10 protein-coding genes are annotated in these 13,613 nt (G+C 61.9%); 4 read left to right on the forward strand and 6 right to left on the reverse strand.

The genetic code is table 11. From position 1 onward, the window contains the following. Nucleotides 1–125: 125 nt before the first annotated feature. Nucleotides 126–1,574 carry a heme peroxidase family protein gene (locus CD351_RS07000; RefSeq protein WP_234027268.1) on the reverse strand — a complete coding sequence of 483 codons (1,449 nt, stop codon included), beginning with the start codon at nucleotides 1,572–1,574 and terminating at the stop codon, nucleotides 126–128. 221 nt (nucleotides 1,575–1,795) lie between these two features. Between CD351_RS07000 and uvrC the strand changes: the two genes are divergently transcribed. Both uvrC and CD351_RS07010 read left to right on the forward strand, forming a co-directional pair. Next, the gene (uvrC, locus tag CD351_RS07005) at nucleotides 1,796–3,757 is read left to right on the forward strand and encodes an excinuclease ABC subunit UvrC (protein ID WP_111991930.1); all 1,962 of its coding nucleotides are present in this window, start codon (nucleotides 1,796–1,798) and stop codon (nucleotides 3,755–3,757) included. A 316-nt stretch (nucleotides 3,758–4,073) separates the two neighbouring features. Next, the gene (locus CD351_RS07010) at nucleotides 4,074–4,757 is read left to right on the forward strand and encodes a DUF6445 family protein (RefSeq protein WP_111991931.1); all 684 of its coding nucleotides are present in this window, start codon (nucleotides 4,074–4,076) and stop codon (nucleotides 4,755–4,757) included. Nucleotides 4,758–4,773: 16 nt separating this feature from the next. Here CD351_RS07010 and CD351_RS07015 read toward each other — a convergent pair whose 3' ends face one another. Further along, on the reverse strand, nucleotides 4,774–5,592 hold the full coding sequence (locus CD351_RS07015) for a universal stress protein (RefSeq protein WP_111991932.1): 819 nt from the start codon (nucleotides 5,590–5,592) through the stop codon (nucleotides 4,774–4,776). 135 nt (nucleotides 5,593–5,727) lie between these two features. On the opposite strand from CD351_RS07015, the gene CD351_RS07020 reads away from it, so the two are divergent. Both CD351_RS07020 and CD351_RS07025 read left to right on the forward strand, forming a co-directional pair. Continuing rightward, the gene (locus CD351_RS07020; protein WP_111991933.1) at nucleotides 5,728–7,344 is read left to right on the forward strand and encodes a carotenoid oxygenase family protein; all 1,617 of its coding nucleotides are present in this window, start codon (nucleotides 5,728–5,730) and stop codon (nucleotides 7,342–7,344) included. Nucleotides 7,345–7,456: 112 nt separating this feature from the next. Then, nucleotides 7,457–8,071, forward strand: a complete 615-nt coding sequence (locus CD351_RS07025) for a superoxide dismutase (protein WP_111991934.1) — start codon at nucleotides 7,457–7,459, stop codon at nucleotides 8,069–8,071. A gap of 67 nt (nucleotides 8,072–8,138) precedes the next feature. Here CD351_RS07025 and CD351_RS07030 read toward each other — a convergent pair whose 3' ends face one another. From CD351_RS07030 to CD351_RS07045, 4 genes are all read right to left on the reverse strand, one after another. Next, the gene (locus CD351_RS07030) at nucleotides 8,139–9,056 is read right to left on the reverse strand and encodes an acyl-CoA thioesterase II (protein WP_111991935.1); all 918 of its coding nucleotides are present in this window, start codon (nucleotides 9,054–9,056) and stop codon (nucleotides 8,139–8,141) included. Between the two features lie 60 nt (nucleotides 9,057–9,116). Further along, nucleotides 9,117–9,998 carry a cupin-like domain-containing protein gene (locus CD351_RS07035; protein ID WP_234027269.1) on the reverse strand — a complete coding sequence of 294 codons (882 nt, stop codon included), beginning with the start codon at nucleotides 9,996–9,998 and terminating at the stop codon, nucleotides 9,117–9,119. Further along, nucleotides 9,995–11,158 carry a GNAT family N-acetyltransferase gene (locus CD351_RS07040; protein WP_234027270.1) on the reverse strand — a complete coding sequence of 388 codons (1,164 nt, stop codon included), beginning with the start codon at nucleotides 11,156–11,158 and terminating at the stop codon, nucleotides 9,995–9,997. The genes CD351_RS07035 and CD351_RS07040 overlap by 4 nt, the downstream gene beginning before the upstream one ends. A 203-nt stretch (nucleotides 11,159–11,361) precedes the next feature. After that, on the reverse strand, nucleotides 11,362–13,485 hold the full coding sequence (locus CD351_RS07045) for a sodium-translocating pyrophosphatase (protein WP_111993644.1): 2,124 nt from the start codon (nucleotides 13,483–13,485) through the stop codon (nucleotides 11,362–11,364). Nucleotides 13,486–13,613 lie beyond the last annotated feature (128 nt).

Below are 13,613 nucleotides of genomic sequence, written 5' to 3' on the forward strand. Positions count from 1 at the left end.
TCACCGCCACGCCCGTAGGCGCGTGCGGGGCGCTTGCCAATCGCCGTTAGAGGATAAAGGCGCCAAACGAGGGGAAGCCGACACACCGGGGTTTGGTGCCGACCTCCCCTCTCCCGGGACAAGTGTCAGACCGCGGGAAGCGCGGGCTGAGCAACCGTGACAAGCTTGCCGAGAGTGTTCCACTCCTCGCGCGGGGACCAATTGCGGTTCGCGCCGAGATAGGAGTGGTCGTCAAGCTCAAGCAGTCCGATGATGACTTCGGCTACGATCGTCGCACCTACGGGGCCGAGCGCTTCGCCTTCCTTGTCGCTGCCATTCGCCTCTGCGCGGCCAATCACTTCGGCTTCAGCAAGGAGGTAGAGCCAAAGCGGGATGCCGTCCGCGCCCAGGTCGCCGTTCACGTCCGCTACCTTCTTGACCACTTTCTTGATCGTCGCCTCGTCGCAACCGATGGCCTCTGCAATCTTCTCGCCGCCGGGAAGGAGGAAGGTGTTGCCGCGCAGCAGGTTGCGCGTCGCGAGCGAGTTTTCGGCAGGGGGCGCAATGAAGGGTAGGGCAAGCAGGTCGCCTGCAAGCTTTGTATCGAGCTTTTGCGCGCGTTCGACCGAGCGGTTTTCAGGCGTGAACAGCAATTCGTGCCAGTCGACCACCGCCCTGGGATCGCCCACCGCATCAAAGCCCTGACCCAGCAGCGCCCCGAACAGCTCAAGCGCGCTCTCGCCCTTGCGGGTCTGGACCTTCATCGGGATCATCGAGTGGCCGAAGCGATAGGCGGCGACCGAAAACTCGATCGGGATGAAAGGAGCGGGGCCGCAATAATGCTTGCGACCGCAGCCAAGGATCCGCTCAACAACCGGAACGCCGCACATAGCTGTCAGGAAGTCGTTCACCAGCGCCCACTGGTAATGCCACGTGGTCTGTTGCCGGGCGATTTCATAAAGGTCGTGGCCCTCAAGACCCGTTTCGCCATGAAGCGTGTCGGCTACGTGATTGTGGAACCGGGTGATCGCCAGTTGGATCTGGCTGATGATCCGGTTCTCGTCATTGCGCGGGTCGCCGATGATCGCGCGGCCATTGGGAGCGCGCAGCAAATCGTGCTCGGCAAGGCCTGCCTGACCCGGATTGTCGGCCCCGGTGAGCAGCTTCACGCCGCCAAAGGTGCCGCCATTCTCGTAAAGGTAAGGCTGCGCCTCGGGACCAAGCCCGTAGATGCAATCGAGGTCGAGCGTCGGCGTGCGCACATTGGCGATCTCGCCCGGATTGTCGACGACGGTGTCGAAGGTGGTGCTCGCATCAAGCGTGATGTCATGATCGACGAACTGTCCGAAAAAGATCATGCCGACCGGCACGGTGTCGGTGCGATCGTTCTTCGCGCCGCCATCCATTGGGCCGCCTTTTGCGCCGATGGCAGATAGAATTGCGGGATTGGTGTAGGCCGGGCTGAGATGCGGGAACATCCGACCGAACCGGTCGTCGCGCTGACCGCCTTCGTTTTCGTGGCCGTACTTTTTCACGCTGCAATAGGGGGTGAGCCCCTCCAGCGGTTTCATTCCATGATGGTCGCGGTCAGCCATTATTTGCCCCCTTGTTAGTTAAACAGTAGGCAACCCGTTAGCTTTTTTATATATCGACTCGACTATCTCTTCTTCATGCTACTGTGATTGTATTGATCCGACATTCGGAACAGTGTGCGCTTTACTGTGCTTTAACTGCGGTGAATTACCTTTTCGAAGGGTCCGGGGAAGTGCGAAGGCGCGTCTTCCATCCCCTGCCAAAGCCTACTATCTGTGCGCCCATGTCCAAGACCAAGGCTGGATCTCCCCACGACCCGCGCGGGGCCGGGCGCTTCGATGAAGCTCGCGCGGCCTCCACCGTCGCGCGCGCCCAGCCCAATCTCGAGGCCGGGGTCGAGGCAATCCGCGAGACGGTGAAGACGCTGAAGCCGGTGCCGGGAGTGTACCGAATGTGTGACGCGCGCGGTGACGTGCTTTATGTCGGCAAGGCGCGCAGCCTGAAGGCGCGGGTCGCGAATTACACGCAGATCAATGGGCTGACCACGCGGCTGATGCGGATGGTTTCGCAGTGCCGCAGCATGGAGATCGTCACCACCAATTCAGAAGCCGAGGCGCTGCTCCTGGAAGCGCAATTGATCAAGCGCTTTCGCCCTCCGTTCAACGTGCTGCTGCGCGACGACAAGAGCTTCCCCTTCATTCTGCTGCGCGCCGATCACGAATTTCCGCGCATCCACAAACATCGCGGGGCAAGGCGCGCCAAGGGCAATTACTACGGCCCGTTCGCAAGCGCGGGGAGCGTCAATACGACGCTGAACGCGCTTCAGAAACTGTTCCTGCTGCGAAGCTGCACCGACAGCTTCTTCAGCAACCGCGACCGCCCGTGCCTGCTCTATCAGATCAAGAGGTGCTCTGCCCCGTGTGTCGGACGGATCAGCGGGGATGATTATGACGCGCTGGTCGGGCAGGCGAAGGATTTCCTCGCGGGGAAGTCTTCGCAGGTCCAGGCCGACCTCGAAAAGCAGATGGCGAAGGCCGCCGAAGAGCTCGACTTCGAAACCGCAGCGATCCTGCGCGACAGGCTGCGCGCGGCGACTTTCATTCAAGGATCGCAGGCCATCAATGCCAAGGCCGTTGGCGATGCCGATGTCTTCGCGCTCGCGGCCAAGGGTGGCCAGATCTGCGTGCAGGCCTTCTTTATTCGCGGCGGACAGAATTGGGGGCATCGCGCATTCTTCCCCAGCCATATCAAGGACGTTGAGGAAGATCAGGTCCTCGCGAACGTCATGCTGCAATTCTACGAAGAGGTGCCCCCGCCGCCCATGGTGCTGGTCGACCGCGACCTGCCCGAAGGCGAGTTGATGGAAGCCGCTCTTACCGAGCTTGCCGACAAGAAGGTCCAGATATCCATCCCGCAACGCGGCGACCGGCGCAAGCTGATGGCGCAGGCGAGCCGCAATGCCGTGGACGCTCTCGACCGGCGGCTGGCGGAGACCGGGACCAAGGCCAAGGTCAACCGCGAGCTTGCCGAATTCCTTGAGCTGGGCGAGCCGCCTGAGCGGATCGAAGTTTACGATAACAGCCACATTCAGGGCGCGAAGGCTGTGGGCGCGATGGTGGTCGCCAGCCCCGAAGGCTTCGAGAAATCGCAATATCGCAAGTTCAACATCCGCGAGGCGCAGACCAATGACGATTTCAGCATGATGCGCGAAGTGATGCGACGCCGCTTCCGCAACCTTGCCGAAAATCCCGATGGAGAAAGCGGCAAGAAGAACAGCCACGAGACCATCTGGCCAGACCTCGTCCTGATCGACGGGGGCAAAGGGCAGGTTTCATCGGTGATGGAGGTGCTTGGGGAACTGGGCATCGCGGACGAAGTGGCGGTCGTCGGTATCGCCAAGGGCCCGCATCACGGGCGCGAGGGGCGCGAAGTGTTTCACTTCCCCGATGGCCGCGAAAAGACCCTGCCGACCAATTCGCCGGTCCTGTTCTACGCGCAGCGCCTGCGCGACGAAGTGCACCGCTATGTCATCGGCGCGCACCGTGCAAAGCGGTCCAAGGCGATCACGGCCAGCCCGCTCGACGAAATTCCCGGTATCGGCCCGGCAAGGAAGCGCGCGCTGCTTCTCCATTTCGGGACGGCGTCGAAAGTGCGCGCAGCCGCGCTCGAAGACCTGCAACGCGCACTCGGCGTCAGCGATGCGGTCGCGCGCAAGATCTACGATTTCTATCACGCGGGGGGATAGGGTCTGGCCTGAGACTAGGCGAAGGGACCGCGTGTCGCTCCGCGGCCCCTTCTAACCAATCGCGCAGGCAGCGATGTGCCCGTGCTTTGATCCCCCAAGGCGGACAGTGTGCTACTGTGACCAGCCCGCGTAAACCGCGAATGCGGGTGCCTTGCTCAAGCGATTGAATCGAAGTGGAATCGAAAGCGATACGGCTCAGCGGAGTTGTAACTTTCGTATGCGGAGCCAATCGAACATTGCGCGACTCGCGCGTCCGCAGGGGAGCCGATGGCTGCTTAGGCATGATTTCTCGGACGAATGGCGCTAGGGGTGGTGGATGCAATTGCCTGAAGCCAGGGTCACGGTCGAAACGATCGGCGAAGAGCGCGAGCCGCTTGTCATCATCGACAACTTCACAGGCCAGCCAGAGCGCCTGCGCGATCTGGGATATCGCTCGCAATACTATCCCGCCGGGGTCGATTATCCGGGGCGGCGTGCGCCCGCCGACCCATCCTATCTCGATATCAGGCGCGACCTTATGATGCAGGTCATGACGCGCGTCTTCGGCCTGTCGCGTTCGATCCAGTGCGAGGTCGCCGCATTCTCCATCGTGAGCCTCGCCCCGCACGACCTAAACGCTCGCCAAAGCATTCCGCATCACGATCATTCCGATCCGGGTCGGGTGGCTTTGATGCACTATCTGGACGCGCCTGAGAGCGGCGGCACCGCATTTTACCGCCACCGCCGCACCGGTTTTGAGAGGATCACCCCTGAACGCGAAGCCGCCTATGCAGCCGCACTTGAAGAAGACGACCGCGAATTTGGACCGGTCGAACCGGGATACCCGGCAGGCGACAGCGAGCGTTTCGAACAGATCGGCGCGGTAGAGGCGCAGGTGGACAGGGTCGCGCTTTATCGCGGGCGATGCTTGCATTCCGGCATCATTCCGAACCCTGACGCGCTGAGCGATGATCCGCGTAAAGGGCGGCTGACAGTCAATATGTTCCTTTACGGAACCTGACCCCAGCCGCCCTCGCTTAGCGGCCGAGCAGAATGGGGGTCTGCGGCTCGCTCAGCATCCGGCGGGTCACCCCGCCGAGCAGCATTTCGGCAAGGCGCGAGTGGCCATAAGCGCCCATCACGATCATTCCGCAATCGCGCATCTGGGCTGCCGAAAACAGGGTGTCGGCAATCTTCGCATCGCCTTTGGGAATGGAGATGACCTCGGCCTCGATACCGTGGCGGCTGAGATAGATTGCGGCCTCGGTCGGGGGGAAATCGTAGAAGCTTTTCTCGTTCTTCTCGGCAACGCAGGCGATGTACACCTGAGAAGACTTTGCAAGAATTGGCAGCGCCATGCGAAGCGCGGTTGCCGCTTCGGGCGATCCGTTCCACCCGATCAGAACCGGGGCGGTGACTTCGAATTTCTTGGTATCGCCCGGCACCACAAGGACGGGGACGGGCGCATGAATGGCGAGCTGGCCGACCATCGACGAAGGGCCGCGCGAGCCTTCCTCGCCAACGTCGTGCGGGCCGACGATGATGATGTCATGCAGCGCGGATTGTTCAAGCAGGCGTTGTTCGGCCATGCCGTAGAGAAAGCGCCATTCCCAAGCGACGTCTTCGTTGGCGAGGTCGGTTTCGATCTCGCGGCGCAGTTCCTCGGCGGCTTCCTTGATGCGCGGCATCGCGGCGGCCATGGCCGAACCGTAAAAGTCGCCCGGCGCAAACACCTCGTAACTGACCGCCTGAAGGCAGGTGATATGTCCGCCCGAAGCGCGGGCAAGGTCCAGGGCAACCTGAAGGCGGGCTTCCATGCAACGATCGCCATCGACGTGAAGAAGAATGGATTTCATGTTTCGTCTCCCAGTGTTGAATTGCATTGTGAGCGGGAACGCGGACGCGGGCATTGATCCAAATCAAATTTCGCGAGATTGCTTTGGCGAAGGTCATGGATCGCGCTAGGATAGCGGGCGAAGAGGGAGACGCCCGTGACGATCACACGCCATCCGCCGGTCAGGACCAGCCTTGAGCCGTCGAACCACCCTTATCTGTCAGGGCCGTGGACGCCGTGCCACGAAGAGGTGGACGTCGACGAACTTGAGGTGATCGAGGGGGTGATCCCCGGTGATATTGACGGCATCTACCTGCGCAACACGGAAAACCCTGTTCACCAGCCGCTTGGCCGCCATCACCCCTTCGATGGCGATGCGATGGTGCATCAGGTCAGCATTTCAGGTGGACGCGCGAGCTACCGCAACCGTTTCATCCGCACCCATTGCTTCACCGAGGAGCAGATCGCGGGCAAGGCGCTTTGGGGCGGGCTGATGGACCCCCACGGCACAAGCGCACGGCCGGGATATGGCGCGCATGAGGGGCTCAAAGACACAGGTTCGACCGATATCATCGTCCATGCGGGCACGGCCTATGCGACCTTCTACCAATGCGGGGAGGCGTGGATGCTCGACCCCGTCACGCTCGCCAACAAGGGCAAGGCGCCGTGGGGACCGATAGACGGTGTATCGGCCCATCCCAAGGTCGACGAAGCGACCGGTGAGATGATGTTCTTCAATTATTCCAAATACGCGCCCTACATGCATTACGGCGTCGTCGACCGGGAAGGGAACCTTGCGCATTACGTGCCGATCCCGCTGCCCGGACCGCGCCTGCCGCATGACATGGCGATCACGAAGAACTGGTCGATCCTGAACGACATGCCGTTGTATTGGGATGTGAACTTGCTGGAGCGCAAGATCCACGCGGCGCGCATTCACGAGGGCGTGCCGACGCGTTTCGCGCTGATCCCGCGTCACGGCCAGCCGGAGGACATTCGCTGGTTCGAAGCCTCGCCCACCTATGTGCTGCACTGGACCAACGCTTGGGAGGCCAAGAACGAAAACGGCGACGACGAGGTCGTTCTCGAAGGCTATTATCAGGACAAGCCCATGCCCGACCCGATCGAGGAAGCGGGCGAATACAGCCACATGATGGCATACGTGGACGAGCACAGCTTCCAAAGCCGCCTCCACCGCTGGCGCTTCAACCTCAAGACCGGCGAAACCACTGAAGAGCGCCTGTCGGACCGCATCGTCGAATTCGGAATGATCAATCCCGACTACCTCATGCAAAAGAGCCGATATGTCTGGTCGACGACAACGCGGCCCGGCTGGTTCCTGTTCAACGGATATGTCCGCCACGATACGCAGACGGGCGAGGAGCAGGTCTATCAGCTGCCCGATGGCGTCTATGCGAGCGAAAGCCCGATGGTGCCGAGGAAAGGGGCGGCATCGTCCTCAAGTAGCGGAGCGGTAGGACAACCAGGATCGTCCTCAAGTAGCGAAGCGGTAGGACAACCAGGATCGTCCTCAAGTAGCGGAGCGGTAGGACAACAAAAACGCGAGGACGACGGATACCTCGTCACTTTCCTGATCGACGAGAACACCGGCACGTCTCAGCTTGCGATCCTCGATGCCTCCGACATCACCAAGGGACCGATCTGCCGCGCCGCATTGCCGCACAAGATTTCGAGCGGGGTGCACACCTGCTGGGTCGAGCACAGCCAGCTTGCCGCAGACGCCGCTTTCCGGCGCGCGTCTGAGGCGGCCTAGCGAAATCCGGCTCTTTAAATCTGTCTTGAAACCACTAGGTGTTTCGCGAGTTTAGACTACGAGCCCGAATTCACGAACCAAGCACACTCGAACCAAAGAGGGACCTGTACTCATGGCATTCAAACTGATCGACCTTCCTTACGCTGACACCGCGCTCGATCCGGCGGTCTCGGCTGAGACCCTCTCCTATCACCATGGCAAGCACCATCAGGCCTATATCGACAAGACCAACGACGCGATCGAAGGCACCGATCACGCCGACAAGTCGCTCGAAGAGATCATCGCAGCCGCACGCGGAAGCGACCAGGGCCTGTTCAACAATTCCGCGCAGAGCTGGAACCACGGTTTCTACTGGCATTCAATGGCGGGTGAGGAAACCGATCCGTCGGATGAATTGAAGACCATGATCGAAAGCACTTTCGGTTCGGTCGACAAGCTGAAGGACGAACTCAAATCGCGCGGCGCTGGCCATTTCGCAAGCGGCTGGGTGTGGCTCGCGGAAAAGAACGGCGGCCTCACCATCGAGGAAACCCACGATGGCGATACGCTTGCCGATCAGGACGGCGTCAACCCGCTGCTGACGATCGACGTGTGGGAGCACGCCTACTACCTCGACCACCAGAACAAGCGCCCCGCTTATCTCGACGCCGTTACCGGTTCGAAGATCAACTGGGCCTTCGCCAGCGAGAACCTCGCGCGCGGGTCGACCTGGACTTACCCGAAGTAAAAGCTTCGGTAGACGAACACTGGAAAAGCCCGGTCTGCGCATCGTCGCAGGCCGGGCTTTTTCGCATTCACCCCTTCGACTTGCGCCGCCGCATCATTCCTTCTTGCGCGACGCTTGCGACCAGATCGCCGGCGCGGTTGAAGATGCGCCCGCGATTGAAGCCGCGCCCGCCGCCCGACCACGGGCTGTCTGTGGCATAGAGAAGCCATTCATCGGCGCGTGCCTCACGGTGGAACCAGATCGTATGGTCAAGGCTCGCACCTACCAGCTCGCCGCGCATCCACGAAAGGCCATGTGGTAGCGCGCTCGTGCCAAGCAGCGTGTAGTCGCTCGCATAAGCGATCACTGCGCGGTGAAGCGCAGGATCGTCGGGCAGGGGAGCCGCCGTCTTGAACCAGCTATGCGCATGCGGAGCCTTGGGCTGGGAGTTCATCCAGTGCAGCTTATCGGTTGTGCGCATCTCGATCGGGCGAGGGCGCAGCATCAGGGCGCGCTGGGTATCGGACAGCTTGTCGCCCATCTTGTCCGCCATCGCGCGGCGCATCTCCATGTCGGACTTGAGCTCGTCAGGATCAGCGACGTCAGGCATCGGGGAATTCTCGTGAGCGAGGCCTTCCTCGGGTACCTGAAAGCTCGCGGTGAGGTTGAGGATCGGGCTGGGCGCGCCGTCCTCGCTCTCCTGGCTGGCGACCACGCGGCGGTTGGCAAAGGATCGGCCTTCAAAGTCGCGCTCGATCCGGTATTCTATCGGCAACCCCTCGCGACCGCCGCGCAGGAAATAGGCGTGGAGCGAATGGGCGACCTTGCCGTCGGAAACGCTCGCCTGCGCCGCCTGAAGCGCCTGCGCGACCACCTGACCTCCGAATACACGGCCAACGCCGCCCTTCTGCGGGGAGCCGAGATAGATGTCGGAGGCGCGTTTCTCGACGGTGAGGAGGTCGACGAGACCGGCGACAAGCTTTGCGGGATCGGAGCTATCGGTCATGGCGCCCGCATTGCGATGGCCTTACGCAAACGTCAAGCAGGCTTAGATCGGCCCGTCGCGTCAGGTGAGGCCAAGCTTGCGAAGCGCCCGGAAGGCGTAGGCCTTGGCCCTGTTGCTCGCAGGCCAGCGACCGGGAGGCGCAGGCGAAAAGCCGCGCTGGCGCAGCAGGTGGTTGAGCCCGCGCGCGTCGCTTTCGGCATAGCTCCATTCGCTGCGCCATGTGATCGAGAGCGAGATCGAGCTTTGCGGCCCGTTCTGGACGAAATGCGGTGCCATGACGGGTACGTAAACGGCCTCTCCCGGACCGATGGCAAAGCGGAGTGCGCCCTCCATCAGATCATCGCTCCAATGAAGCTCGCGCGGGCCGCCCGAATGGTAGCTTTCATGCGTCTCGTCAGGGGCAAAGCGGGTGTCACCCGCCGGAAACTGCGTCATCACTTTCGAACCCCGGATCTGGAGCAGGATGTTGTGCTCCGGGTCGAAGTGATAGGGCGTGACGGCGTTCGGACTGGAGATGAAGATAAAGCCCTGCGGTGTCAGCATCGCACCGGTCTTCGCCTCGATCTCCGGGCGGATCTCGTCAAGCAGGTTCAGCAGCAGCTCGTTATAGGCAGGGTTCTGTTCGATGTTCTTGAGCACCGCCCAGCTGTTAGACCTGGCGATCTCGACAATGGTTTCAGCGATGGAAAGCCCGTTCGAACCCGGCTTGCCGTCAACGCCAATCGGCAGGTCGCCGCGATTGTACTCGACGCTGGTTTCGGGAAGCGCCTCGGCCAGCTCGGCAAGCGCTTCAAGGTCGAGCAAGGGGTGGTCGCCGAAACCGTGCCTGAGCGTGTGCGGGATTTCGGGATAGCTCGATGCGAAAGTGTGCCGCGCCATCGCATCGAAGGTCTCGAGCGATGCGGCGCGCACTTTGAGCCACTTCTCTTGAGGGGCGTTCATGTCTTGTCCTTTGCGCGGGTCTCATAAACCATCAGCGCCCGGAAAACCGCGCGGCGGAGGGGGCCGCCAATCGCGATGTTGCGGCTGATGATGCGGCGCTTCTCGCGCCAGATGCGTTCAATCATTGAGTGGCCGGGGGCAGCACAGCTATCGGCCCATGCGATGTCCTTGCGGTCGAGCAGATCGAGGTTCTCGACTTGCAGCAGCAGGCCGGGCGAAAAGCGCGAATACGCCTCGTCGAAGGCGGTCTTGAAGCTGAAGACGCCGGGCGGTGTGACGAAATTCGCCAGCATGGCAATCGGTTTGCCATCGAGGCGCAGCGCAAGCCGTTCGAGCCTGCCTGCGCTCGCAGCGCCTGCCAGCGCATCGGCAAACAGGGCGCGGGTTCGCTGCGCATTCGCAAGGGCGGAGCCGCGCTCGCCCTTCCAACCGGCGGCCTCTAGCGCGAGAAACTCGGCGATCCAGCTCTCAAGCCCTTCGGCGTGGGCGTGACGCTCGAAGGTGAGCGAGCCTTCCTCGGCCAGACGCTTGCGCTGACGGCGCAGTTCCTTGCGCTTCTTGGCGCTCATCGCCTGTTCGAAATAGGCCTCGGCTCCAAGGTCGGAGCACAGCATGGCGCGCGATGCCTGATCGACTGTCACGGCGGGGCGCCCGGTCTCGGCCAACACGGCATCCAACGCCTTCGCGGTGCGGCTGTCGGCAGGAAGCTCTGGCAGGTGCAGGAAAAGCGAGTGACCCGGTGCATTGTCGAGCCGCTCCAGAACCGCTTTCCAGAAAGCATGTTCATACCCGCGCGCGACCAGCGGGCCAGAGCAAAAGGCATTGTCGTGCAGCCACGCGGCATGATGGGGAACCGGGTAGCCGTAATAGCGCGGCGGACGGGTAAGCGGCATCAGGCCGACAAGGCGACCGGCATCGAAATGGGCAGCGATCGCCGGCGAATTGCCGGTTGCGAAGTGAGCGAGCGAGGGCAATGCAAACCACGGTTCGAAAAAGGGGTTGGGTTCGCCAGCCTCGCTGCACAAAGCGTCCCACGCGGCGCCGAAATCGGGAGAGGCGCTTTCGGCCGCGGACACCAGACGCACGCCATGCCCGCCGCGTCGATAGCAGCTGTCATCGGGCCGCGCGTCGGCCAGTTTTGGCGTGCCTGCCAAGTCCATTCAATTAACCCTAACCCTGCGCCTTCATCGCCGCATTGCAGGCAAGTATAGGGGTTTAGCCTTAAGAAAGCCTTGGGTTTCGTGCGGGATATACCCCCTCGACCCGAAACGGCACACAGCTCTGGCAAAGTGCAAACAGGCAAGAAAAAACCCCGCCCGGACGCGTCCGGACGGGGTTGATGATGGTTGGTCGAAAGGAACGCTTAATGCGCGCCGCCTGCCAGTGCCGCGAGCAGAAGCAGCGCGACGATGTTGGTGATCTTGATCATCGGGTTCACGGCCGGGCCTGCGGTGTCCTTGTAAGGGTCACCAACCGTGTCGCCCGTCACCGCGGCCTTGTGAGCCTCAGAGCCCTTGCCGCCGTGATTGCCGTCTTCGATGTACTTCTTCGCATTGTCCCACGCGCCGCCACCGGCGGTCATGGAAAGCGCGACGAACAGGCCGCCCACAATCACGCCAAGAAGCAATGCACCCAGCGCCGCAAAGGCGTTGTCCTGACCTGCAAGGCCAAGGATCACGAAGTAGACCACGATCGGCGCAAGCACCGGAAGCAGCGACGGGATGATCATCTCCTTGATCGCCGCCTTGGTCACAAGGTCGACCGTGCGGGCATAGTTGGGACGGCTCGTGCCTTCCATGATGCCCGGATCGGCAGCGAACTGCTCGCGCACGTCCTTCACCACGTCGCCAGCTGCCCGGCCCACTGCGGTCATGCCCATCGCACCGAACAGGTACGGCAGAAGCGCGCCGAGCAGCAGCCCGACGATGACGTATGGGTTCTCAAGACCGAAATCGACGTTGGCTTCCGGGAAGAACTCCCGAAGGTCGGCGGTGTAGGCGGCAAACAGCACGAGCGCTGCAAGACCTGCCGAACCGATGGCGTAACCCTTGGTCACGGCCTTGGTCGTGTTGCCGACCGCGTCGAGAAGGTCGGTCTTCTCACGAACGCTTTCGTCGAGGCCCGCCATTTCGGCGATGCCGCCAGCATTGTCGGTGACCGGACCGTAAGCGTCGAGCGCGACGACCATACCGGCAAGTGCCAGCATCGCGGTTGCGCCGTAGGCGAGGCCGATCAGCCCGGCGAGCTGATACGCACCGATAATCGCCGCGATGATGACGATTGTCGGCAGAGCGGTCGATTCAAGGCTGATGGCAAGACCCTGGATCACGTTGGTGCCGTGGCCCGTTTCCGAAGCCTTGGCGATCGAGCGGACCGGACGGAAGTTCGTGCCGGTGTAATACTCGGTGATCCAGATGATGATCCCGGTCAGCGCAAGACCGATCAGCGAGCAATAGAACAGGTCCATGCCGTTGAAATCGACGCCGCCCGGACCTCTGCCAATGACGGTGGTCATATCGCTACCGAAGGTCGACAGCGCATATTGCGTGACCAGATAGATCAGCGGGATTGCGAGGACAGCGGTGACGATGAAGCCCTTGTACATCGCGCCCATGACATTCGTGCCGTTGCCGAGACGAACGAAGTACGTGCCGATGATCGAGGTCACGATGCACGCGCCGCCGATAAGAAGCGGAAGCGTCATCAGCGTGAGCAGGTTCTCGCCAAGCTGGCTTGCGAACAGCAGCGCGGTCAGAACCATGGTCGCACCGACCGTCACGACGTAAGTTTCGAACAGGTCAGCGGCCATGCCTGCGCAGTCGCCCACATTGTCGCCCACGTTATCAGCGATGGTGGCGGGGTTGCGCGGATCATCCTCCGGGATCGAGGCTTCGACCTTGCCGACAAGGTCAGCGCCCACGTCAGCGGCCTTGGTAAAGATACCGCCGCCCAGACGCGCGAAGATCGAGATCAGCGATGCGCCAAAGGCGAGGCCGACGAGCCCGTCGATAACGACGCGGCTGTTTGCATCGAGCCCCATCGGGCCAACGAGCACGGCAAAGAACACCGCGATGGCGAGCAGCGCGAGGCCTGCCACCAGCATACCGGTGATGGCGCCTGCGCGAAATGCGATGGTCAGACCTTCCTGAAGACCGGTCTCTGCCGCCGCTGCGGTGCGAACATTCGAACGCACCGAGATGTTCATCCCGATATAGCCCGCCACACCGGAAAGGACCGCGCCAACGACGAACCCGACCGCCGGAACGATGCCGAGGAAAAACCCGACAAGCGCGGCGGCAACGACGCCGACGATGCCGATGGTGGTGTACTGGCGGTTGAGATAGGCCTGCGCGCCTTCCTGGATAGCGCCTGCGATCTCCTGCATCTTTGCATTGCCGGCGCTGGCTCCCAGCACCTGGCGGCTTGTGACTATGCCATAGACGATGGCAAGCAAGCCTAACCCGATTGAAATGTATATAAGGTCCACGAAGTATCCCCTCTCAAAGCGTGGAAAGCGCGTCTGGGTGTTTCCCATTGACGCGAGGCCGGTGAGTGTAAGCGCAAGTGTCAAGCGCGCAAGGCGCAAAGCGAGCGTTTGGACAGCGTTTCGTCGCT

The sequence above is a fragment of the Erythrobacter sp. KY5 genome (assembly GCF_003264115.1).
GTDB lineage: Bacteria > Pseudomonadota > Alphaproteobacteria > Sphingomonadales > Sphingomonadaceae > Erythrobacter.

Coding starts and splice junctions, on each gene's coding strand:
- CD351_RS07000 (WP_234027268.1), bottom strand. CDS start 1,574: ATGGCTGACCGCGACCATCATGGAATGAAACCGCTGGAGGGGCTCACC.
- CD351_RS07025 (WP_111991934.1), top strand. CDS start 7,457: ATGGCATTCAAACTGATCGACCTTCCTTACGCTGACACCGCGCTCGAT.
- CD351_RS07010 (WP_111991931.1), top strand. CDS start 4,074: ATGCAATTGCCTGAAGCCAGGGTCACGGTCGAAACGATCGGCGAAGAG.
- CD351_RS07035 (WP_234027269.1), bottom strand. CDS start 9,998: ATGAACGCCCCTCAAGAGAAGTGGCTCAAAGTGCGCGCCGCATCGCTC.
- uvrC (WP_111991930.1), top strand. CDS start 1,796: ATGTCCAAGACCAAGGCTGGATCTCCCCACGACCCGCGCGGGGCCGGG.
- CD351_RS07030 (WP_111991935.1), bottom strand. CDS start 9,056: ATGACCGATAGCTCCGATCCCGCAAAGCTTGTCGCCGGTCTCGTCGAC.
- CD351_RS07040 (WP_234027270.1), bottom strand. CDS start 11,158: ATGGACTTGGCAGGCACGCCAAAACTGGCCGACGCGCGGCCCGATGAC.
- CD351_RS07015 (WP_111991932.1), bottom strand. CDS start 5,592: ATGAAATCCATTCTTCTTCACGTCGATGGCGATCGTTGCATGGAAGCC.